Origin of the sequence: Pseudomonas sp. HR96 (assembly GCF_034059295.1) — a bacterium.
Classification (GTDB): Bacteria; Pseudomonadota; Gammaproteobacteria; order Pseudomonadales; family Pseudomonadaceae; genus Aquipseudomonas.
Genome location: NZ_CP139141.1, coordinates 4,690,632 through 4,713,087, shown reverse-complemented (window position 1 = coordinate 4,713,087; position 22,456 = coordinate 4,690,632). Strand labels below are relative to the sequence as shown.

General features: G+C 63.9%; 23 protein-coding genes. 14 read left to right on the top strand and 9 right to left on the bottom strand.

Translation table 11 applies throughout. The features are described from left to right. Positions 1-16: 16 nt before the first annotated feature. The 7 genes from SFA35_RS21100 to SFA35_RS21070 all read right to left on the bottom strand — a co-directional run bounded on the left by SFA35_RS21100 (position 17) and on the right by SFA35_RS21070 (position 7,169). Positions 17-901, bottom strand: coding sequence for an alpha/beta hydrolase (locus tag SFA35_RS21100; RefSeq protein ID WP_320572448.1), 885 nt, complete (start codon positions 899-901; stop codon positions 17-19). 197 nt (positions 902-1,098) lie between these two features. Next, positions 1,099-1,791, bottom strand: a complete 693-nt coding sequence (locus SFA35_RS21095) for a pseudouridine synthase (protein WP_320572447.1) — start codon at positions 1,789-1,791, stop codon at positions 1,099-1,101. Positions 1,792-1,834: 43 nt separating this feature from the next. After that, complete coding sequence (locus tag SFA35_RS21090) at positions 1,835-2,050, bottom strand: cysteine-rich CWC family protein (protein ID WP_320572446.1); 216 nt, start codon at positions 2,048-2,050, stop codon at positions 1,835-1,837. Further along, positions 2,037-3,527, bottom strand: coding sequence for a sensor domain-containing diguanylate cyclase (locus SFA35_RS21085; protein WP_320572445.1), 1,491 nt, complete (start codon positions 3,525-3,527; stop codon positions 2,037-2,039). The genes SFA35_RS21090 and SFA35_RS21085 overlap by 14 nt, the downstream gene beginning before the upstream one ends. A 60-nt stretch (positions 3,528-3,587) precedes the next feature. Continuing rightward, positions 3,588-4,904, bottom strand: coding sequence for an MFS transporter (locus tag SFA35_RS21080; protein WP_320572444.1), 1,317 nt, complete (start codon positions 4,902-4,904; stop codon positions 3,588-3,590). Positions 4,905-5,071: 167 nt separating this feature from the next. After that, complete coding sequence (locus SFA35_RS21075; protein ID WP_320572443.1) at positions 5,072-6,316, bottom strand: transporter associated domain-containing protein; 1,245 nt, start codon at positions 6,314-6,316, stop codon at positions 5,072-5,074. A 40-nt stretch (positions 6,317-6,356) separates the two neighbouring features. Continuing rightward, complete coding sequence (locus tag SFA35_RS21070; protein WP_320572442.1) at positions 6,357-7,169, bottom strand: inner membrane protein YpjD; 813 nt, start codon at positions 7,167-7,169, stop codon at positions 6,357-6,359. Positions 7,170-7,378: 209 nt separating this feature from the next. On the opposite strand from SFA35_RS21070, the gene ffh reads away from it, so the two are divergent. The 10 genes from ffh to SFA35_RS21020 all read left to right on the top strand — a co-directional run bounded on the left by ffh (position 7,379) and on the right by SFA35_RS21020 (position 16,407). After that, positions 7,379-8,758, top strand: a complete 1,380-nt coding sequence (gene ffh / locus SFA35_RS21065; protein ID WP_320572441.1) for a signal recognition particle protein — start codon at positions 7,379-7,381, stop codon at positions 8,756-8,758. Positions 8,759-8,948: 190 nt separating this feature from the next. Next, positions 8,949-9,200 (top strand): 30S ribosomal protein S16, encoded by a 252-nt coding sequence (rpsP, locus tag SFA35_RS21060; RefSeq protein WP_213875090.1) that lies wholly within the window; start codon positions 8,949-8,951, stop codon positions 9,198-9,200. A gap of 5 nt (positions 9,201-9,205) precedes the next feature. After that, the gene (gene rimM, locus SFA35_RS21055) at positions 9,206-9,745 is read left to right on the top strand and encodes a ribosome maturation factor RimM (protein WP_320572440.1); all 540 of its coding nucleotides are present in this window, start codon (positions 9,206-9,208) and stop codon (positions 9,743-9,745) included. A 3-nt stretch (positions 9,746-9,748) separates the two neighbouring features. Then, positions 9,749-10,501: a tRNA (guanosine(37)-N1)-methyltransferase TrmD gene (trmD, locus tag SFA35_RS21050; RefSeq protein WP_320572439.1), complete on the top strand. Its 753-nt coding sequence runs from the start codon at positions 9,749-9,751 to the stop codon at positions 10,499-10,501. Between the two features lie 42 nt (positions 10,502-10,543). Continuing rightward, positions 10,544-10,894: a 50S ribosomal protein L19 gene (gene rplS, locus SFA35_RS21045; RefSeq protein ID WP_166568940.1), complete on the top strand. Its 351-nt coding sequence runs from the start codon at positions 10,544-10,546 to the stop codon at positions 10,892-10,894. 213 nt (positions 10,895-11,107) lie between these two features. Beyond that, the gene (xerD, locus tag SFA35_RS21040) at positions 11,108-12,004 is read left to right on the top strand and encodes a site-specific tyrosine recombinase XerD (protein WP_320572438.1); all 897 of its coding nucleotides are present in this window, start codon (positions 11,108-11,110) and stop codon (positions 12,002-12,004) included. A gap of 133 nt (positions 12,005-12,137) precedes the next feature. Beyond that, complete coding sequence (gene dsbC / locus SFA35_RS21035; RefSeq protein WP_320572437.1) at positions 12,138-12,872, top strand: bifunctional protein-disulfide isomerase/oxidoreductase DsbC; 735 nt, start codon at positions 12,138-12,140, stop codon at positions 12,870-12,872. 113 nt (positions 12,873-12,985) lie between these two features. Continuing rightward, a complete protein-coding gene (locus tag SFA35_RS21030; protein ID WP_320572436.1) occupies positions 12,986-14,290 on the top strand; it encodes a homoserine dehydrogenase in 1,305 nt (434 codons plus the stop codon). A gap of 25 nt (positions 14,291-14,315) precedes the next feature. Beyond that, on the top strand, positions 14,316-15,725 hold the full coding sequence (gene thrC, locus SFA35_RS21025) for a threonine synthase (RefSeq protein ID WP_320572435.1): 1,410 nt from the start codon (positions 14,316-14,318) through the stop codon (positions 15,723-15,725). 205 nt (positions 15,726-15,930) lie between these two features. Further along, positions 15,931-16,407, top strand: a complete 477-nt coding sequence (locus tag SFA35_RS21020) for a response regulator (protein ID WP_414058428.1) — start codon at positions 15,931-15,933, stop codon at positions 16,405-16,407. Between the two features lie 82 nt (positions 16,408-16,489). Here the strand turns inward: SFA35_RS21020 and SFA35_RS21015 are convergent, their stop codons facing one another. Continuing rightward, the gene (locus SFA35_RS21015; RefSeq protein ID WP_320572434.1) at positions 16,490-17,089 is read right to left on the bottom strand and encodes a response regulator transcription factor; all 600 of its coding nucleotides are present in this window, start codon (positions 17,087-17,089) and stop codon (positions 16,490-16,492) included. Between the two features lie 288 nt (positions 17,090-17,377). On the opposite strand from SFA35_RS21015, the gene SFA35_RS21010 reads away from it, so the two are divergent. The 4 genes from SFA35_RS21010 (at position 17,378) to SFA35_RS20995 (ending at position 21,434) form a co-directional block, all read left to right on the top strand. Next, positions 17,378-17,668: a DUF3509 domain-containing protein gene (locus tag SFA35_RS21010; RefSeq protein WP_320579164.1), complete on the top strand. Its 291-nt coding sequence runs from the start codon at positions 17,378-17,380 to the stop codon at positions 17,666-17,668. A gap of 266 nt (positions 17,669-17,934) precedes the next feature. Then, entirely contained in the window at positions 17,935-18,477 is a 543-nt protein-coding gene (locus SFA35_RS21005) for a YaeQ family protein (protein WP_320572433.1), read from the top strand. A 46-nt stretch (positions 18,478-18,523) separates the two neighbouring features. After that, a complete protein-coding gene (gene recJ, locus SFA35_RS21000) occupies positions 18,524-20,233 on the top strand; it encodes a single-stranded-DNA-specific exonuclease RecJ (protein ID WP_320572432.1) in 1,710 nt (569 codons plus the stop codon). A 94-nt stretch (positions 20,234-20,327) separates the two neighbouring features. Then, positions 20,328-21,434 carry an NADH:flavin oxidoreductase/NADH oxidase gene (locus SFA35_RS20995; RefSeq protein WP_320572431.1) on the top strand — a complete coding sequence of 369 codons (1,107 nt, stop codon included), beginning with the start codon at positions 20,328-20,330 and terminating at the stop codon, positions 21,432-21,434. A gap of 95 nt (positions 21,435-21,529) precedes the next feature. Here SFA35_RS20995 and metR read toward each other — a convergent pair whose 3' ends face one another. Further along, a complete protein-coding gene (metR, locus tag SFA35_RS20990) occupies positions 21,530-22,447 on the bottom strand; it encodes a transcriptional regulator MetR (protein WP_320572430.1) in 918 nt (305 codons plus the stop codon). Positions 22,448-22,456: the final 9 nt, after the last annotated feature.

Genomic DNA, 22,456 nt, shown 5'->3' with positions numbered 1-22,456 from the left:
CTATTTGCCTCTGCGCTCAAATCCCCTGCGTCTGCCCCGGTGCCACCGGGCGATAGCGCTTCTGCCGCTCAGCACCTGTTGGCTGCAGGAATTGCACCATCACTTCGCGCATCTCGCGGCACGCCTGCTTGTGCTCCATGTCGAGAAAATGTCCGGTCCCGGAAATACAGGCAAAGCGTGCGTGTTGCACGTGCCGGGCGAACTGCTGCGCCTCATGGTGGGTGGTGTACTCGTCCCATTCGCCGTTGATGAACAGTACCGGTACCTGAATCTTGGCGGCGCCGGTCATGGCGTCGACGAGATCGCCGCCGAGCATTTCGCTGATGTGAAAGTGCATCTGCCGGTATTCGTGATCGGCCAGGCTGCTGACATGCTTGTAGTTGAAGCGTTTGAACAGCGATGGCAGGTGTTTGCCGAGAGTCTCGTTGACCAGGTGCCCGACGCGGTAGCGGTCGCAGGCGCCGAGGTATTCGGCGCCGCGTTCGAGGTAGTCGAGCATCGGCGGGTTGAGCAGCGGCGAGAACGAACTCATCACCGCCTTTTCGATGCGCCGGGGGCGGTGGGCCAGGGCTTGCAGGGTGCAGACGCCGCCCCAGGAGAACGACATCAGGTGCTGGGCCTCGAAGTGCTCGACCAGCTCCAGCAGGATCAGCGCCTCTTCCTCCTTGGTCACCGCGCGCGGGTGGTGGTTATGCGCCTTGGACTTGCCCGCGTAGGGCTGGTCGTAGAGCACCACGTTGAAGTCGGGGTGCAGGCTGCGCACGGTCTGGGCGAAGGAGGCGGTGGTGGCCAGCGAGCCGTTGACCAGGATGATGGTCTTGTCGGCAGCTTCTGCGCGGTACAACTCCGTGTAGATCCGATACTGCCCCTGTATATCCAGCACAGCGATTTCTGGCCGCATGTCGTCAGACTCCTGGCAAAAAAGCGTGGCAAAAAAGCGTGGCAAAAACGAGGTTCGCGCAGTCGACTCTGCGCGTTGTTCATGACAGGTAGGCAGTTGCCTGGAGAGGGGGGCGGGCTGTTTGTTATAGGCGGCAGACGCTCTGATTCAAGCAGTGCACGGGCGTACTCGCAAGCACCGTTCAGCCGGGGCAACCGCTAGATCAGCGCGATCTCCGCGCCGCTCAAGGCGCGGTACTGCCCGGGCGCCAGTGCCGGGTCCAGCACCAGCGGTCCCATGCGTTCGCGGTGCAGGGCCACGACCTTGTTCTGGAAGTGGCCGAACATGCGTTTGACCTGATGGTAGCGGCCTTCGACGATGCTCAGGCGGGCGCTGTGGCTGTCGATGATGTCCAGTTGGGCCGGTTGAGTGGTCAAGTCTTCGAAGGCGAAGTACAGGCCGCGGGCAAATACCGAGGCATAGTCGGCGCCGATCGGTTGCTCGGTGTGCACCAGGTACACCTTGGGCAGCTTGGTGCTCGGCTGGGTCAGGCGGCGCGACCACTGGCCGTCGTTGGTGATGAGCATCAGGCCCGAGGTGTTGAAATCCAGCCGGCCGGCCAGGTGCAGGTCGTGCTTGTCCGGTTCGTCGAGCAGGTCGAGCACGGTCGGGTGCTGCGGGTCGAAGGTCGCGCTGACGCAGCCGGGTGGTTTGTGCAGCATGAAGTAGCGCGGCGGGCGGCCCATTTGCAGCACTTCGTCGTCGAGCTCCACGCGGCTGAACTCGCGGACCTCGTGCAGCGGGTCACTGGCCACCTGGCCATCGACCCTGATGCGTCGTTCGATCAGCAGCAGGCGTACCTGCTTGCGGTTGAAGCGCGGCAGGTTGCCGAGGAAACGGTCGAGGCGCATGGCAGTCGGTGGTGGCTTGAGAAGAGCGCCATGTTAACCGTTTTCAGCGCGCCAGTTGCTCCAGCACCTGGGCGCAGCGCGGGCACAGGCAGGCCTTGTTGCGCGTAGCGTCGGGCAGCGCCTGCAGCACCTGGGGGTCGATACTGACGCTGTAGCACCAGCAAGGCTGGTCGAGGCGGCGCGGGTCGGCCAGGGTGCAGTCGTTGCGCGCACCGCAGGCCGGGCAGAGGCCGGTGTCGAGGGGTTCAGGCGGGTTCATAGGGCGAACGAGGCATCTCCAGGCACAGGCGGTTGCGCCCGCTCTGCTTGGCGCGGTACAGCGCCTGGTCAGCGCGGGCGATCAGTTGTTGCAGGGTATCGCCATCCTGCGCCGAGGTCATCCCGACGCTGGTGGTGGCGCGCAGGGTCTGCCCGTCGAACTCGAACGATTGCGCCTCGGTGCGCTGGCGGACCTTTTCCGCGACCTGCTGCGCATGGGCGCTGTCGGTGCGCAGCAGTACGATGAATTCCTCGCCGCCCCAGCGGCAGATGATGTCGGATGAACGCAGGCAGCCGCGCAATACCTGGGCGAAGCCGGCCAATACGCGGTCGCCGGCCAGGTGGCCGTAGTTGTCGTTGAGGCGCTTGAAATGGTCGATGTCGAGCATCAGCGCGGCCAGTGGCTGGCGATCGCGCTGGGCTTCGCGCAGGGCCTGGGCGGCCAGCAGGTCGAAGCCGCGGCGGTTGGGCAGGCCGGTGAGGGTGTCGAGGGTGGCGAGCATTTCGATGTGGCGCTGGTAGCGGCGCACCACACGATAGAGCAGGGCAAGCACGACCAGGGTCACCACCAGGCAGATCAGCAGGTTGACGTACAGCGAGGAGCGCACGTTGCTCAGGGCGCTGTCTTCGCGCTTGTCGGTGAACAGGTACCAGTTGAGCTCGGGAATGAAGCGCACGTTGAGAAAGTGCCCTTCGCCCTCGGCCGAGTACTGGTAGGTGCCGCTGGCCGGCTTGGGCAGCTTGGCCAGCATGGCGCGGGTGCTGGCGAGCTCGGACAGGCGCTTGCCGGCATGGGCGCCTTCGGGACCGCCGCTGGCGCCGGTCAGCATCAGCTGGCCGGTGGTGTCGACGAAATACACCTGGCGCTCATAGCGCTCCTGGTAGGTGTCCATCAATTTGACCACCGCGGTGGCGCGCAGGCCCACGCCGGCCACGCCGATGAAACGGTGGTTGTAGTCGTAGACCTTGTAGTTGATGAAGAAGGTCAGGTCGTCGTGGTTGGCCATGTCCTTGTCGACGTTGAAATCATACGCTGCGTTCATCTCCTTGACCCGGTAGTACCAGCGGTCGCGCGGGTCGTCCGGGTGGATGGTCTTGAGCACGCCGTTGGCGACGTAGTAGGTCTTGCTGGCGTCGGAGACGAAAAAGGTGGTGTAGGCACCGTAGGAACTCATGATTTCGCTGAGGTAGCGCGTCAGCTGCTCAGGGTTCTTTTCCCCGGCCACGGCCCAGTCGCGCATGAAGGTGTCGCGCGACATCATCGAGGAGATGAGGATCGGCCGCACGATGTCCTTCTGGATTTCCGAATAGACGTTGTCGGAGGTCAGCGGCAGCTCGGTGTTGACGATGTTGTCGCGGATCGACGCACGCGAGGCGTAGTAGCTCAGCAGCGAGGTGGCAAGAAACCCGGCGCTGAGCAGCGTCACCGCGATGAAGATCAGATAGCGCTGGGAAACCAGCAAGGTGCGAAGCGGCATGGCATGTCCAGTACGTGAGCCGACGGCCCCGTCCAGGGGCCCGTTACAGACTATAGGACATCAGGCGATACGGTTGAGGTCCTCGTCGCGAGTTTCCTTGAGGCACAGCACGGCGATCAGGCTGAGCAGGGCGGCGGCCGAGACGTAGCCACCGACCCAGCTCAGGCCGCCCATGGCCACCAGCTTCTGGGCGAAGAAGGGCGCGGCCGAGGCGCCGACGATGCCGCCCAGGTTGTAGGCGGCCGAGGCGCCGGTGTAGCGCACGCGGGTGGGGAACAGCTCGGGCAGCAGGGCGCCCATGGGCCCGAAGGTGAAGCCCATGAGGAACAACTCGATACACAGGAACAGCGCCACCGCGCTGGTCGAGCCTTGGCTCAGCAGCGGTTGCATGGTGAAGCCGGAGAGGATCGCCAGCACGCCACCGAGCAGCAGCACCGGCTTGCGCCCGAAGCGGTCGCTGGCCCAGGCGGACAGCGGCGTGGCGGCGGCCATGAAGAGCACGGCAAAGCACAGCAGGCCGAGGAAGGTTTCCCGGCTGTAGCCCAGGGTGCTGACCCCGTAGCTCAGGGAAAACACCGTGGAGATGTAGAACAGCGCGTAGCACACCACCATGGACGCGGCGCCCAGCAGCATGGGCTGCCAGTATTGGCCGAACAGCTCGGCGATGGGCAGCTTGACCCGCTCGTGGCGGGCGATGGCGTTGGCGAAGATCGGCGTTTCTTCCAGTTTCAGCCGCACATAGAGGCCGACGATCACCAGCAGGGCGCTGAGCAGAAACGGCAAGCGCCACCCCCAACTGCGAAACTGCTCGTCGGACAGGCCCATGGCCAGGCCTAGAAACAGGCCGTTGGCGCAGAGAAAACCGATGGACGGGCCTAACTGCGGAAACATGCCGAACCAGGCGCGCTTGCCTGGGGGCGCGTTTTCGGTGGCCAGCAGCGCCGCGCCACCCCATTCGCCGCCCAGCCCCAGGCCCTGGCCGAAGCGCAGCACGCACAGCAACACGGGCGCCCAGGCGCCGATGCGGTCATAACCGGGCAGCACGCCGATCAGCGTGGTGCACAGGCCCATGAGCAGCAGCGAGGCGACCAGCGTCGACTTGCGCCCGATGCGATCACCGAAGTGGCCGAACAGGGCCGAGCCCAGCGGGCGGGCCATGAAGGCGATGCCGAAGGTCAGGAAGGCCGAGAGCATCTGCGCGGTGCCCGAACTTTGCGGGAAGAACACCGGGCCGATCACCAGTGCCGCAGCGGTGGCGTAGACGTAGAAATCGTAGAATTCGATGGCGGTGCCGATGAAACTGGCAGTGGCGACTCGGGCGGTGGAGTTGACGGGCGGCGTGCCGGCGGCGCTGGCGTCCAGGGTGTGGCTGCTCATGACGGATCCTTTGTAGGCTCTGCGGTCATGGGACGCGAGCCGATTGTTATGGTCCGGGTGATTCTAGGGAGCAGGGCAGTGGCCGACAAGGGTGAAGACCGTCGCAGCCTGTCGCTGACTGGCGCAGAGCCAAGGTGCCTCGGTGGAAGCGGGGGGTTGCATGGAACCTACAGTGCCCGCGGCACCGGCGCCACGTACCAGATCAGCACCCGGCTGGCGCGGTTGTCTTCGGTTTCGAGGATTTCCAGGCGGTAACGGCCGATTTTCAGGCACACCGCGCAGTCGGGAATGCTCTCCAGCGCCTCGGTGACCAGGCCGTTGAGGGTCTTGGGGCCGTCGCTGGGCAGATGCCAGGTCAGGCTGCGGTTGAGGTCGCGGATCGAGGCAGCGCCCTCGACCACATAGCGGCCATCCGGTTGAGGGTGGATGTGCGGGTTGTCGATGAGCTGTTCGTCCTCGAACTCGCCGACGATCTCCTCGAGGATGTCTTCCAGTGTCACCAGTCCCAGCACTTCGCCATATTCGTCCACCACCATGCCCAGGCGCCGCTGCTGCTTGTGGAAATTGAGCAGCTGCATCTGCAGTGGGGTGCTTTCGGGAATGAAATAGGCTTCGTAGCAGGCCGCCAGCAGCGCTTCCTTGGTCAGCTCGGCGCGTGGCAGCAGGTGGCTGATCAGCTTGGTGTTGAGGACTCGTTCGACCTGGTTGATATCGTTGTTGTACACCGGCAGGCGGGTGTGCCGGCTGATGATCAGCTGCTCGGTGATCCGCTCGATCGGGTCGTCCAGGTCGATGCCGTCGACTTCATTGCGCGGCACCAAAATGTCGTTGACGGTGATGCTGTCCAGCGCCTGGATGCCGCGAATGACCTGCGGCTTGTTGGCCCGGGCGTCCTGGGCGAGGTCTTCGAGCAGGTTGTTGTTGCGCTGGGCCGGCTCTTCGCTGGGCTCGCTGAGGCTCTCCTGCTTGACTGCAAACGGCTTGAGCAGCAGGCGTGCGCCCTGGTCCAGGACCCAGGCCAGTGGGTGCAGGGCGCGCATGATGCTCGGCAACAGGGTATTGCCCAATGCCACGAATGCCTGGGGTTGGCGGCTGGCTGCGCGGCGCGGGAGATATTCGGTGATCACCAACAGCAGGATCAGCGCTACCAGCGCGCCGCCCCAGGCACCGCCGGCGCCCGTGCGCCAGGCGCCGAGCTCGACCGCGCAGGCGGTGACCACCACCTGGCCCAGGGCCTGGCAGAACAGCAAGGTCGGCAACGCAAAGGCCAGGCCAGGGCGCTCGTTCTTGCGTTTGCCGGAACGCTGGCTGGCGAGAGTTTCCTGGGCGGCGCGCAGGGCGCCGAACAGAGCGGTCCAGACGATGGCCAGGGCCAGGGTGCCAAGCAAGGTGCCGAGGGGCAGAGTCTCCATGGGTGGTGCGGTGCCTCTCAGGGGGTGCGGGGACGGCGCATCAGATGTGCAGGATGTATTCGCGGACCAGCTTGCTGCCAAAGTACGCCAGCATCAGCAGGCAGAAGCCGGCCAGGGTCCAGCGGATCGCCTTGTGCCCGCGCCAGCCGAGGCGGTTGCGGCCCCACAGCAGTACGCTGAAGACGATCCACGCCAGGCACGCCAGCGAGGTCTTGTGCACCAGGTGCTGGGCGAACAGATTCTCGACGAACAGCCAGCCGGAGATCAGCGACATCGACAGCAGCACCCAGCCGGCCCAGAGAAAGCCGAACAGCAGGCTTTCCATGGTCTGCAGGGGTGGGAAGTTCTTGATCAGGCCCATCGGGTGCTTGTGCTTGAGCTGATGGTTCTGCAGCAACAGCAGCAACGACTGGACCATGGCGATGGTGAACATGCCGTAGGCGAGGATCGACAGCAGCACGTGGGAGAGGATGCCCGGCTCTTCGTCCACCAGCGGGCTGGTGCCCGACGGCACGAACTGGGCCACCAGCACCGTTACCAGGCCGAGCGGGAACAGCAATAGCAGCAGGTTCTCCACCGGGATCCGGGTGCAGGCGATCAGGGTCACCACGATCACGGCGGCGGCGATCAGGCTGGCGGCGCTGATGAAGTCCAGGCTCAGGCCCAGCGGCGTGACCAGCTGTGAATACAGCGCGGCGCCATGGGCGATGACCGCCAGGCTGCCCAGCAGATACAACAGGCGCTTGTCGGCCCTGCTGCCCTGCTTGACACGGCTGGCCTGGTAAAGGGTCGCAGCGGCATACAGCACGGCGGCGGCGAGGCTGGGTAGCAGACTGGGTGACAAAGCGAGCATAGGTCCTGTGGAGCGAGGCTTGAAGGGGCTGAGTTTGGCATATAAAGGCTGCCGCACGAAAGACTGCACGGGGCACTGACATCACTCGTGATAGTGCTGGCGCACAGGCTTCGCTATAATCGCCGGCCTGCCCTTGCCGCAGGCTCGCCGATCCGTCGTGGGCCGGGCCGCTACAAATGTCGGCTATATAAAGCCTGAAAGGATCGCGCATGTTTGAAAACCTGACAGACCGCCTCTCGCAGACGCTGCGCCATGTCACTGGCAAGGCCAAGCTGACCGAGGACAACATCAAAGACACGCTGCGCGAAGTGCGCATGGCGTTGCTCGAGGCCGACGTGGCCTTGCCCGTGGTCAAGGACTTCGTCAACAAGGTGCGCGACCGCGCCGTCGGCACCGAGGTGTCGCGCAGCCTGACCCCGGGCCAGGCGTTCGTGAAAATCGTCCAGGCCGAACTCGAAGAGATGATGGGCGCGGCCAACGAAGAGCTGGTGCTCAACGTCGCCCCGCCGGCAGTCATCCTCATGGCCGGCCTGCAGGGCGCGGGCAAGACCACCACTGCCGGCAAGCTGGCGCGCTTCCTCAAGGAGCGCAAGAAGAAGACCGTGATGGTGGTCTCGGCCGACGTCTACCGTCCGGCGGCGATCAAGCAGCTCGAGACCCTGGCCAACGACATCGGCGTGACCTTCTTCCCGTCCGATATCAGCCAGAAGCCAGTGGCCATCGCCGAAGCGGCGATCCGCGAAGCCAAGCTCAAGTTCATCGACGTGGTCATCCTCGACACCGCCGGCCGTCTGCACATCGACGCCGAGATGATGGGCGAGATCCAGGCATTGCACGCTGCGGTCAAGCCGGCCGAGACGCTGTTCGTGGTCGACGCCATGACCGGTCAGGATGCCGCCAACACCGCCAAGGCCTTTGGCGAGGCGCTGCCGCTGACCGGCGTGATCCTCACCAAGGTCGACGGTGACGCCCGTGGCGGTGCCGCGCTGTCGGTGCGCGCCATCACCGGCAAGCCGATCAAGTTCATCGGCATGGGCGAGAAGAGCGAAGCGCTCGAGCCCTTCCACCCCGAGCGGATCGCCTCGCGCATCCTCGGCATGGGTGACGTCCTCAGCCTGATCGAACAGGCCGAGCAGGCGATGGACAAGGACAAGGCCGACAAATTGGCCAAGAAGCTGAAGAAGGGCAAGGGCTTCGACCTCGAAGACTTCCGCGACCAGCTGCAACAAATGAAGAACATGGGCGGCCTGGGCGGGCTCATGGACAAGCTGCCGAACATCGGCGGGGTCAACCTGTCGCAGATGGGCAACGCGCAGAACGTCGCCGAAAAGCAGTTCAAGCAGATGGAAGCGATCATCAACTCCATGACTCCGGCCGAGCGCCGCGACCCTGACCTGATCAGCGGTTCGCGCAAGCGCCGCATCGCCATGGGTTCGGGCACCCAGGTGCAGGACATTGGCCGCTTGATCAAGCAGCACAAGCAGATGCAGAAGATGATGAAGAAGTTTTCCACCAAGGGCGGCATGGCCAAGATGATGCGCGGCATGGGCAGCATGATGCCTGGCGGCGGTGGCATGCCGAAGATGTAAGCTGTTGTTTTGCCGCGAGACCGGGTCGCCTCGGTTTCGCGCGCCCCCTCCGGCCATCCGGCCATTCCCCGCTGCCTGTAAAAACACTTTGCAAATGTCCGTGTATTCCTTGAGAATATGCGGCCTTTCGGGCACCCGTGTGCCCGCTGTGCATTATGATTTGCAGCACCGACTACAGGAACGATGTTCAATGCTAACCATCCGTCTTGCCCGTGGCGGCTCCAAAAAGCGCCCATTCTACCAACTGACCGTGACCGACTCGCGCAACCCGCGTGACGGCTCGCACAAAGAGCAGGTTGGTTTCTTCAACCCTGTCGCTCGTGGTCAGGAAATCCGCCTGTCCGTGAACCACGAACGCGTCAACCACTGGTTGAGCGTGGGTGCACAACCTTCTGAGCGCGTTGCTCAGTTGTTGAAGGAAGCTGCCAAGGCCGCGGCCTGAGCAATATGAACGCGACGCCAGATTCCGCCGATGACTTGATCGTCATGGGCAAGATTTTCTCGGTACACGGCGTTCGCGGCGAGGTGAAGGTCTTTTCCTTTACCGATCCGATTGAAAACCTGTTGAGCTACAAGACCTGGACGCTCAAGCGTGACGGTGTGGTAGTCAAGCAGGTCGAGCTGGTCAGCGGCCGGTCCACGCAAAAGGATCTGGTTGCCAAGCTCAAGGGCCTCGATGATCGCGACGAAGCACGTCTTCTCGCCGGTCTGGAGATTTGCATCTCCAGGAGCCTTTTGCCCGACCTGACCGAAGACGAGTACTACTGGTACCAGCTTCAAGGTCTGAAGGTCATCGACCAGAACGAGCAACTGCTCGGGATCGTCGATCACCTGTTGGAGACCGGCGCCAACGATGTAATGGTGGTGAAGCCCTGCGCGGGCAGCCTGGATGACCGTGAACGCCTGTTGCCCTATACCGGGCAGTGCGTGTTGAAGGTCGACCTTGCAGCCGGTGAGATGAGGGTGGATTGGGACGCGGACTTCTAAGCGATGGCCAGCCTTCGCGTAGACGTGATCACCTTGTTCCCCGAGATGTTTTCGGCCATCAGCGAGTACGGCATTACCAGCCGCGCGGTGAAACAGGGGTTGTTGCAACTGACCTGCTGGAACCCGCGGGACTACACCAGCGATCGCCACCACACGGTGGACGACCGGCCGTTTGGTGGAGGCCCGGGCATGGTGATGAAGATCAAGCCCCTGGAAGACGCCCTGGTCCAGGCCAGGCAAGCAGCAGGGGAGGCGGCGAAGGTGATCTACCTGTCGCCACAAGGCCGCCAGCTGAGTCAGCAGGCGGTACAGCAACTGGCCAAAGAAGAGTCGTTGATTCTGATTGCCGGGCGCTATGAAGGCGTTGACGAGCGGTTCATTCAGGCTCATGTCGATGAAGAGTGGTCGATAGGCGACTATGTACTCTCCGGTGGCGAGCTGCCGGCGATGGTCCTGATCGATGCGGTTACACGACTGCTGCCCGGAGCGCTAGGGCATGCGGACTCCGCGGAGGAAGATTCCTTCACGGATGGGCTGCTGGATTGCCCGCATTACACTCGACCGGAGGTATATGCGGATCAGCGTGTTCCCGACGTGTTGCTAAGTGGCAATCACGCACACATCCGGCGCTGGCGTTTGCAGCAGTCCCTTGGGCGGACCTACGAACGACGCGCTGATCTTCTGGAAAGCCGCTCGCTTTCTGGAGAAGAGAAAAAGCTGCTCGCGGACTACCTTCGCGAGCGGGACGATAGTTAACGTATCGATGGTAGATCAGACGATTTACCTTAGGAGCACAGCATGACCAACAAAATCATTCTGCAACTCGAAGCCGAGCAGATGACCAAAGAGATCCCGACCTTTGCCCCGGGCGACACCATTGTCGTTCAGGTGAAAGTGAAGGAAGGCGATCGTAGCCGTCTGCAGGCTTTCGAAGGCGTTGTCATCGCCAAGCGCAACCGCGGGATCAACAGTGCTTTCACTGTTCGCAAGATCTCCAACGGTGTTGGCGTAGAGCGTACCTTCCAGACCTACAGCCCGCAGATCGACAGCCTGGCCGTGAAACGTCGTGGTGACGTGCGCAAAGCCAAGCTGTACTACCTGCGTGACCTGTCCGGCAAGGCCGCGCGCATCAAGGAAAAACTGGCCTGAGGCTAGTTTGACCGGCGATCACGGGGTCGCCATGCGTGATAAGAAAGCAGCCTTCGGGCTGCTTTTTTCGTTTCAGAATCACCATCGTGGATACCTGCGTGGGAGTGGGCGAAGCCCGCGAGCTCTTGATGTTTCTCAAGGTCGAACCGGCCTTGCGGCCGCTCGGGGGCGTTGCCCCCTCCCACAACCATCCCATCCCGAGGACTGTGCTCCATGCCCGCCATACCCCACCCCCTGATCGACCAATTCCTCGACGCGCTGTGGCTGGAAAAAGGCCTGGCCGACAACAGCCGCGAGTCTTACCGCAGTGACCTGGAACTGTTCAACGGCTGGCTGGGCGAGCGCGGCGGCGAGTTGCCAGGGGCGTCTCGGGAAGCCATCCTCGACCACCTGGCCTGGCGCGTCGAACAGGGTTACAAAGCACGTTCCACCGCGCGGTTTCTCTCCGGCGCGCGGGGTTTCTACCGCTACCTGCTGCGCGAGCGGCTGATCACGGTCGACCCGACCCTGCAGGTGGAAATGCCGCAACTGGGCAAACCGCTGCCAAAGTCGCTCTCCGAAGCCGACGTCGAGGCCCTGCTGGCCGCGCCGGACCTCGGCGAGCCGATCGGCCAGCGCGACCGCGCCATGCTCGAAGTGCTGTACGCCTGCGGGCTGCGGGTGACCGAGCTGGTCAGCCTGACCCTGGACCAGGTCAACCTGCGTCAGGGTGTGCTGCGGGTGATGGGCAAGGGCAGCAAGGAGCGCCTGGTGCCGATGGGCGAGGAGGCCATCGTCTGGGTCGAGCGGTTCCTGCGCGATGGCCGCGCCGTGCTGCTCGGTGAGCGTCCCAGCGACGTGCTGTTTCCCAGCCAGCGCGGTGAACAGATGACCCGGCAGACCTTCTGGCACCGCATCAAGCATCAGGCGCAAGTGGCCGGCATCGACAAGTCGCTGTCGCCGCACACCCTGCGCCATGCCTTCGCCACCCACCTGCTCAACCACGGCGCCGACCTGCGTGTGGTGCAGATGCTGCTGGGCCACAGCGACCTCTCCACCACCCAGATCTACACCCACGTGGCCCGCGCCCGCCTGCAGGAGCTGCACGCCCGGCACCACCCGCGCGGCTGACCGTGCCCATGAAAACGGACAATTGGTGCAACGCTTCCGGGCGCTGCGCAGTCGGCTGCGGCGGGCCAATGTGGTAGGCTTGCCCGGTTTGTTCAGTTCGTCACCCCAGCAGTTCGTCACCTCAGGAGTTCCCATGCGCGTGACCCGAATCATCGCCGCCGCCGCCCTCGCGTTGGCCAGTACCTTTGCCATCGCCGACGACGCCGCCGAGCAGGCGATCCGCAAGACGTTGGACACACTGCAACTGGAGGTGCCGGTCGAAAGCATCTCCAGCAGCGAGCTCAACGGCCTCTACCAGGTCAAGCTCAAGGGTGGCCGCGTGCTCTACGCCAGCCCCGATGGCCAGTTCGTCATGCAGGGCTACCTGTTTCAGGTCAAGGACGGCAAGCCGGTCAACCTGACCGAGAAGGTCGAGCGCCAGGCCGTGGCCGCGACCATCAACGCCGTGCCAGCCAACCAGATGGTGGTTTTCCCGGCCGTGGGTGAGACCAAGTCGCACATCACCGTGTTCACCGACACCACCTGCCCGTACTGCCAGAAGCTGCACGGCGAAGTCGCCCAGCTCAACCGCATGGGCATCGAAGTACGCTACATGGCGTTTCCGCGCCAGGGCCTGGAATCGCCGGGCGACCAGCAGCTGCAGGCCGTGTGGTGCTCCAAGGACCGCAAGGGCACACTGGAGAAGATGATGTCCGGCAAGGAAATCACCGCAGCCAAGTGTGATAACCCGGTCAACAAGCAGTTCGAGATGGGCCAGTCGATCGGTGTCAGTGGCACCCCGGCGATCATCCTGCAGGACGGCCAGATGATTCCGGGCTACCAGCCGGCGCCACAAATTGCGAAACTGGCACTCGCAGCTCAGTCATAGCCAGTTAGTATTGCCGGGTAGGCCAGGCGCCTGCCGTCAAAACGAAGCCGCAAGCTCAATTGCGGCTTTTTTCACGGCCGACTTCACGTCGGCCGTTTCATGGGGAGTTCAGAGTGAAACCGGTCAAAGTAGGCATCTGTGGGTTAGGTACCGTCGGTGGTGGCACCTTCAACGTTCTGCAGCGCAACGCCGAGGAGATCGCCCGCCGTGCCGGGCGTGGAATCGAAGTGGCGCAGATCGCCGTGCGCACGCCAAAGCCTCAGTTTGAAACGACCGGTATCAGCATTACCAACGATGTCTTCGCGGTGGCCAGCAACCCCGAAATCGAGATCGTCATCGAGCTGATGGGCGGCTACACCGTCGCCCGCGAGCTGGTGCTCAAGGCCATCGAGCATGGCAAGCACGTGGTCACCGCCAACAAGGCGCTGATCGCCGTGCACGGCAACGAGATCTTTGCCAAGGCTCGCGAGAAGGGCGTCATCGTCGCCTTCGAAGCGGCGGTGGCCGGTGGCATCCCGGTGATCAAGGCCATCCGCGAAGGGCTGTCGGCCAACCGCATCAACTGGGTCGCCGGGATCATCAATGGCACCGGCAATTTCATCCTCACCGAGATGCGCGAAAAAGGCCGGGCTTTCCAGGACGTGTTGGCCGAAGCCCAGGCGCTGGGCTATGCCGAAGCCGACCCTACGTTCGACGTCGAAGGCATCGACGCCGCGCACAAGCTGACCATCCTCGCGTCCATCGCCTTCGGTATCCCGTTGCAGTTCGACAAGGCCTACACCGAAGGCATCACCCAACTGACCACCGCCGACGTCAACTACGCCGAAGCGCTGGGCTACCGCATCAAGCATTTGGGCGTGGCCCGCAGCACGGCCAATGGCATCGAACTGCGCGTGCATCCAACCCTGATCCCCGCAGGCCGCCTGATCGCCAACGTCAACGGCGTGATGAACGCGGTCATGGTCAACGGTGACGCCGCCGGTTCGACCCTGTTCTACGGTGCCGGCGCCGGCCAGGAGCCGACCGCTTCCTCGGTGGTGGCCGACCTCGTCGACGTTGTACGGGCCATGACCTCGGACCCCGAGAACCGTGTGCCGCACCTGGCGTTCCAGCCCGACTCGCTGTCGGCGCACCCGATCCTGCCGATCGAGCAGTGCGAAAGCGCCTACTACCTGCGCATCCAGGCCAAGGACCATCCAGGCGTGCTGGCCCAGGTAGCGAGCATCCTCTCCGAGCGCGGCATCAACATAGAGTCGATCATGCAGAAGGAAGTCGAGGAGCAGGACGGCCTGGTGCCGCTGATCCTCCTGACCCACCGCGTCATCGAGCAACGTATCAACGACGCCATCAGCGCCCTGGAAGCGCTCGAGGGCGTGGCCGGAAGCGTCGTGCGCATCCGCGTCGAGCAACTGAACTGATCGGCCCGAGCCAGAGGAATTCGTAATGCGTTATATCAGTACTCGCGGCCAGGCACCGGCCCTCAACTTCGAAGAAGTACTGCTCGCCGGCCTGGCCAGCGACGGCGGCCTCTATGTGCCGGAGAATCTGCCACGCTTCACCCAGGAAGAGATCGCTTCCTGGGCCGGCCTGCCGTATCACGAGCTGGCATTCCGGGTCATGCGGCCGTTCGTCACCGGCAGTATTCCCGACGCCGACTTCAAGAAAATCCTTGAAGAAACCTACGGCGTCTTCGCCCACGCCTCGATTGCCCCGCTGCGCCAGCTGGGCGGCAACGAGTGGGTGCTGGAGCTGTTCCACGGCCCGACGTTGGCCTTCAAGGACTTCGCCCTGCAACTGCTCGGACGCCTGCTCGACTACGTGCTGGCCAAGCGCAAGCAGCGCGTGGTGATCATCGGTGCCACCAGCGGCGACACCGGTTCGGCGGCCATCGAAGGTTGCAAGCACTGCGAAAACGTCGACATCTTCATCCTGCACCCGCACCAGCGCGTGTCGGAAGTACAGCGTCGGCAGATGACCACCGTATCAGGTGCCAACGTGCACAACCTGGCCATCGAAGGCAACTTCGACGACTGCCAGGAAATGGTCAAGAACAGCTTTGCCGACCAGTCCTTCCTCAAGGGCACGCCTTTGGTAGCCGTGAACTCGATCAACTGGGCGCGGATCATGGCCCAGATCGTCTACTACTTCCATGCAGCGCTGCAGCTGGGTGGCCCGGCGCGTTCGGTAGCGTTCTCGGTGCCGACTGGCAATTTCGGCGACATCTTTGCCGGCTACCTGGCGCGCAACATGGGCCTGCCGATCAACCAGTTGATCGTTGCCACCAACCGCAACGACATCCTGCACCGCTTCATGAGCGGCAACCAGTATGTCAAGCAAACCCTGCACGCTACGCTCTCGCCCTCCATGGATATCATGGTCTCGTCGAACTTCGAGCGCCTGCTGTTCGACCTGCACGGTCGCAACGGTGCGGCGATCGCCGGGCTGATGGCTGACTTCAAGCGTGGCGGCGGCTTCAGTGTCGAGCAGGAGCGCTGGACCGAAGCACGCAAGCTGTTCGACTCGTTGGCCGTCGACGACGAGCAGACCTGCCAGACCATCGCAGCTGTCTATCAGCAGACTGGCGAAGTGCTCGACCCGCACACCGCCATTGGCGTGCACGCTGCCCGCGAATGCCGACGCAGCCTGGACATCCCGATGGTCATCCTGGGCACCGCGCACCCGGTGAAATTCCCCGATGCGGTGGTCAAGGCCGGCGTCGGCAAGGCGCTTGACCTGCCCCCGCATCTCACCGACCTGCTGCAGCGTGAAGAGCAATGCACGGTCCTGGCCAACGATCTGGGCGCCATGCAGGCCTACGTCGCGCAGCACGGCAACCGCGGCAAGCCGCTCTGAGCCAGCCGCTGCAACAGCCTCGAAAAGCACCCGCCCGGGTGCTTTTTCGTTGACGGGCCTCAGTTGTCAACGCCGCTGACATGTTCAGCAAAATCTTTGGGAAATTTCCTATATCCGTGACTGGAAGGGTTGCCTACATTGGCCGCTATTGCCTTGTGCGCGATGACGCGCGCAACGCTGCCCAGTTCGCCAGGAGATATCCGCCATGCACTCACTCAAGGTGCTCGTGCTCGAAGACAATCCATTCCAGTTGATGGCCATTCACCAGATGCTCAACGCCTGCGGCGTTTTTGACGTGCTGGCCGCCGACAGCCTGGAAAACGCCCATGCCTCGCTGGACAAGCGCGGCACGGTGGACATCGCCATCTGTGACCTCGCCCTGGAGCAAGGCGATGGCATGGACATGGTCCGCTACCTGGCGCGCGAGCGCCTGGCCCACGCGGTGATCATCCTCAGCTGCACCGAACGGCGTAGGCTTGACGCGGCCGCCCACTGTGCCCGCCAGCAAGGCCTGCCGGTGCTGGCGTCGCTGCAGAAGCCGGCATCGGCCAGTGTCCTGCATTGCCTGCTGCAAGCCTACCTGGATACCGCCTGCCTGCCCCGCGAGTCGCTGCCCAAGGTCGAGGTGGAGGAGTTGCAGGACACCGCGCAATGGCCTTCTCCCGCACGGCAGGGTGCTTAGCCCTGCATGTTCTCCTCCAGATTCCGCGTTCCTGCCTGAGCGCCATCGCTGCCGCAGCCATGCCTGTGATTCCCAAGGTCGCCTACGACTCGACATACTGCTGCAGGTAAATGAACAGCGCCGCGTCGCTGGGCACGCCCAGCTTGCGCATGGCCGACACCTTCTGCGCGCTGACGGTCTGCTTGCTGCGGTTGACCGCCAGAGCGATCTCGCTGACCGACAGCCCGGCGCCGAACAGGCGCGTCACCTCCAGTTCTCGCGGAGACAGGGTTTCCTGCACGAAAGGGCGGTCCTGACGGTTTTCCCCGGCCTGTAACAGCTCCCGGCTCACGGCGCGGGCGATGTACAGCTTGCGCCGGCGCAGGTGGGCGATGGCCTGGGGCAACTCTTCGAGCAGGCTGCCCTTGCCGATCAGACCCCTGACCCCGGTATTGAGGATGGCGCGAAACACCCCGGCGTTGACCAGCGAGGTAATCACCAGCACCGGTAGCTGCGGCCAGTGTTGGCGGACGTATTCGAGCATGCGCAAGCCATCCTGCTGGGCCTGCATCGGCATCGAATAGTCGGTGATCAGCAGGTCGCAGGGATGGGCGTGCAGCCATTCGGTGAGCTCAAGCGGCGAGCCGACTTCGCCGGCCACCGCCAGCTCCGGTTCGCGCTCGACCAGGGTACGCAATCCCATGCGCAGCACCGGGTGATCGTCGGCCAGCAAAATTCGTAGAGGATGGGGGTCAGGAGTCAACTTAGGCTCGGTGGCGGTGGGCGGTCGACTATTTTTAGCCATTCCTTGAGCCCATCGCCATCGGAAACGGCGCCGCGTCGTGTAGGACGCAGGCACCGCTGAAGCGATAAAGCGGTTTGGCAGCCCAAGGCTTGCTGCACGGAGCAGGGCTGGGTATTAGAACTTTTGGCGATGGCCAACGGTCATTGTTAGGCACCTTTGAATTCGAACAACGGAATGGTGATCATGATGGAAAGTATCAGCCAGTTGCTCAGCGAAGCTTTGACGCCTTATCAAGTCCATGTCGCCCCTTGCGCGAGCAACGGCAAATGCCGGGTCACCCTCAGCAGCGCCAGCGGCAGCCCGGTGCTGGCCCGGGATTTTCACCACAGTCAGTTCGCCAACCCGCGCGCGCTGGTCGACGTTGTCGACGGGTTGCATCGTGATCTGCGCGTTGCCGAAGGCCGCCTGGAGCCCTGCATGATCGCTGCCCTGAAAAGCGCTGCGGCAGGTGCCGGCTTTTCAGCCGCTTTGCGCTGAAAAGCGGAACCTTCCCCTGCGGCGACGATCCTATTGAGTAATGGCAGTGCTCCTGCATTGTGCTCCGGTGCCGGTAGCCTGCCGTGCGGATCCAGATTGGATCTGTTTAACCCCGAGTAGCCTCCCCACTGCTCGGGGTTTCTTTTACCCGTCGTTTCTCGCCCGTCGCGCAGGCTGCCCGATGTGGCCCGGCGGGCGTCAACGCGGCGGCGCTGTGCTCAGCCATGCTAGAATGCGCGCCTTCCCTCGTTGCAAGAAGCCCGTACATGGCCCAGCCGTCGACCACCTATAAATTCGAACTGAACCTGACCGATCTGGACTGCGGGGTGTACGAGAGCGTCAAGCAGACCATCGCCCGTCACCCCTCGGAAACCGAAGAGCGCATGACCGTGCGCCTGTTGGCCTATGCCTTCTGGTACAACGAGCACCTGTCGTTCGGCCGCGGCTTGTCGGATGTCGACGAGCCCGCGCTGTGGGAAAAGAGCCTGGACGACCGCGTGCTGCACTGGATCGAAGTCGGTCAGCCGGACGCCGACCGTCTGACCTGGTGCTCGCGCCGCACCGAGCGCACCAGCCTCCTGGCCTACGGCAGCCTGCGCGTATGGCAGGGCAAGGTGGTGGACGCGGTGAAGAACCTGAAAAACGTCAACATCGCCGCAGTGCCCCAGGAAGTTCTGGAAACCCTGGCCAAGGACATGCCGCGGGTCATCAAGTGGGACGTCATGATCAGCGAGGGCACCATCTTCGTCACCGACGACCGCGGCCAGCACGAAGTGCAGCTTGAATGGTTGCTGGGCGAGCGCGGCTGAGCCCCCGTCCATCACTGATTCTTCTTCAGGAGCCTTGCCCCGCCTCATGCGTATCGAACCCCGTCAACTGCCCGACACCCTGCCGTTTCTCGGCGATTTGCCACCCTTGCTGACCCGGCTGTACGCCGCCCGCGGCGTGGCCAGTGCCGCCGAGTTGGACAAGAGCCTGGCGCGTTTGCTGCCTTATCAGCAGCTCAAGGGCATCGATCAGGCCGTCGACCTGCTGGTGCAGGCGATCGACCAACGCCAGCGCATCCTTATCGTCGGTGACTTCGACGCCGACGGCGCCACCGCCAGCACCGTTGGCGTGCTCGGCCTGCGTCTGCTGGGTGCCGCTCATGTTGATTACCTAGTCCCCAATCGCTTCGAGTACGGTTATGGGCTGACCCCGGAAATCGTTGCAGTCGCCCTGCAGCGCGAACCGCAGTTGCTGATGACCGTGGATAACGGCATTTCCAGTGTGGAAGGCGTGGCGGCCGCCAAGGCTGCGGGGCTGCGCGTGCTGGTCACCGATCACCACTTGCCCGGTCATGAACTGCCGGCTGCCGATGCCATCGTCAATCCCAACCAGCCAGGCTGCGAGTTTCCCAGCAAGGCGCTGGCCGGGGTCGGGGTGATCTTCTATGTACTGATGGCCCTGCGTGCGCGGCTGCGTGCATTGGGCCGCTATGAGGTTGCGCCGCAGCCCAACATCGGCGAACTGCTTGACCTGGTGGCGCTGGGTAGCGTCGCCGACGTGGTGCCCCTGGATGCCAACAACCGCATTCTGGTGCATCAGGGTCTGGAACGCATTCGCGCCGGTCGTGCCCGTCCGGGTATCCGCGCCATCCTCGAAGTGGCCAAGCGCGAGGCGGCGAAAGTCACCTCCACCGACCTGGGCTTCATTGTCGGCCCACGGCTCAACGCCGCCGGGCGCCTGGATGACATGAGCCTGGGGATCGAGTGTCTGCTGTGCACCGACGCCGACCTGGCCCGGGACATGGCCACGCAACTGGACGGCCTCAACCAGGACCGCAAGTCCATCGAGCAGGGCATGCAGCGCGAAGCCCTGGCGCAACTCAAGGACCTGCCGCTGGAATCGATGCCGTTCGGCCTGTGCCTGTTCGAGGCCGATTGGCATCAAGGGGTGATCGGCATTCTCGCGTCGCGCATGAAAGAGCGTTATCACCGTCCGACCATTGCCTTCGCCGATGCGGGCGAGGGCATGCTCAAAGGCTCGGCACGTTCGGTCCCGGGCTTTCATATCCGTGACGCCCTGGATGCCGTGGCCGCGCGCCACCCGTTGCTGATCAGCAAGTTCGGCGGACATGCCATGGCCGCCGGGCTGTCGCTGCCCGAGGCCAATTTTGCGGCGTTCGCCGAAGCCTTCGATGCCGAAGTACGGCGCCAGCTGCGCGAAGATGATCTGACGGGCCGGCTGTTGTCGGACGGCACCCTGGCCGTCGAGGAGTTTCATTTGGAGCTGGCCCGAGCCTTGCGCCATGCCGGGCCCTGGGGGCAACACTTTCCCGAGCCGTTGTTCCACGGGGTGTTTCAGCTGGTGGAACAGCGCGTGGTGGGCGAGCGTCACCTGAAGGTGGTGCTCAAAAGCGAGTGCGGTTCGCTCAAGCTCGACGGCATCGCTTTCGGCATTGACCGCGACGTCTGGCCCAACCCGAGCGTGCGCTGGGTGCAGTTGGCCTACAAGCTGGATCTCAACGAGTTTCGTGGCCAGGAAACCGTGCAGTTGATGATCGCCCACATCGAGGCGCGTTGAACTTGATGAAGCTTTTCGAGGCGCAAGGAACGTGCCTTGCCACGCCGATGTCGACTAGGCTCTACGCATTATCGAAATCTGCCTGAGGTGCCCCATGAGTCTGTTGCTCGAACCCTACACACTGCGTCAGTTGACATTGCGCAATCGCATCGGCGTTTCGCCGATGTGCCAGTACTCCTGCGCCGATGGCCTGGCCAACGATTGGCATCTGGTCCACCTGGGCAGCCGCGCGGTCGGCGGTGCCGGCCTGGTGTTCACCGAGGCGGCGGCCGTGACCGCCGACGGCCGCATCACCCCGCAGGACCTTGGGCTGTGGAACGACGAACAGATCGAGCCGCTGCAACGCATCACCCGCTTCATTACCGCCCAGGGCGCGGTGCCGGCCATCCAGCTGGCGCATGCCGGGCGCAAGGCCAGCACCTGGCGGCCGTGGCTGGGCAAGCATGGCAGCATCCCCGTCAGCGAAGGCGGCTGGGTACCGGTGGGTCCGTCGAAAATCGCCTTCGACCCGCAATACACCACCCCTACCGAGCTGGATGAGGGGCAGATCCAGGAAGTCATCCTGGCGTTCGTCGAAGCGGCCCGCCGCGCCCTGCGTGCCAACTTCAAGGTGGTGGAGGTGCACGCGGCCCACGGCTACCTGCTGCATCAGTTTCTGTCGCCGCTGAGCAACCAGCGCCAGGATCAGTACGGCGGCTCGTTCGAGAATCGCATTCGCCTGACCTTGCAGGTCACCGAAGCCATCCGCACGGTCTGGCCGCAGGAGCTGCCGGTGTTCGTCCGGGTTTCGGCCACCGACTGGGTGGAAGACGGCTGGAACCCGGATGAGACCGTGGAGCTGGCCCGGCGCCTGAAAGCCATCGGCGTCGACCTGGTCGATGTGTCTTCCGGCGGTACCGCAGCCAGCGCCGAGATTCCGGTGGGGCCGGGCTACCAGACGCGCTTTGCCGAGCGCGTGCGCCAGGAGGCGCAGATGGCCACTGCTACCGTGGGCATGATCACCGACCCGGCGCAGGCCGAGCACATCCTGCGCACCGGCCAGGCCGACGTGATCCTGCTGGCTCGCGAACTGCTGCGCGACCCCTACTGGCCATTGCGCGCCGACGAAGACCTGGGCGGGCGCCTGGCCACCTGGCCGGCGCAATACCAGCGGGCGACCCATCGCGATCAGCCGATCCATGAGTCAGACCTCAGAGATTAAGCTCGCCTGAGTCCCTTGCCGGCTCTGCTCCACTCTGCAACCTGAGAGGAGCAGCGCCCCGTGAGGGCCCAAGACGGTCTGCGCCTGAGCGGCGCTCAACGCACCGCACTCACCCCGTCCAGCGTCGAAAACGACGTGTCTTTCGCGGTCAGCAGGAAGTCGCGCATATAGGGCGCATCCAGCATGTCGCTGCGCACCGCCGCGTACAACGTGGCAAACAGACCTTTCTCTCCCAGCCGCTTGCCCTTCACGTAGCCCCGCGCGCTGTACTCGTGCAAGGCCCAGTGCGGCATGCCGCATACCCCGCGGCCGCTGGCCACCAGTTGCATCATCATCACCGTCAATTCCGACGTGCGCACCTGCGCAGGTTCGATGTCGGCCGGTTCGAGAAAGCGCGTAAAGATGTCCAGGCGATCACGTTCCACCGGGTAGGTAATCAAGGTTTCCCTGACCAGGTCTTCGGGGACCACGTAGGGCTTGTTCGCCAGGGCATGCTGATTGGCCACCGCCAACATGGCCTCATAGGTGAACAGCGGCACGTAGGTGATGCCGGCCAGCTCCAGGGGGTCGGAGGTCACCACCAGGTCCAGGTCGCCGCGGGCCAGCGCAGGCAGCGGCGCGAATGAGAAGCCCGAGGCCAGGTCCAGCTCGACCTCCGGCCAGGCGTCGCGGAACTGGTCGATGGTTGGCATCAGCCACTGGAAGCAGCTGTGGCACTCGATCGCCATGTGCAGGCGCCCGGCGGTGCCACCGGCCAGGCGGCCGATGTCGCGCTCGGCGGCGCGCAACAGCGGCAGGGTCGCATCGGCCAGCTGCAGCAGGCGCAGGCCGGCGCTGGTGAAACGGATCGGCTTGGTCTTGCGCATGAACAACGGCATGCCCAGGCGCTCCTCCAGTTCCTTGAACTGGTGGGACAGCGCCGACTGGGTCAGGTGCAGGCGCTCGGCCGCCTCGACCAGGCTGTCGGCTTCGCGCAAGGCGTTGAGGGTCTTGAGATGACGAATTTCCAGCAAAGAGGGTTC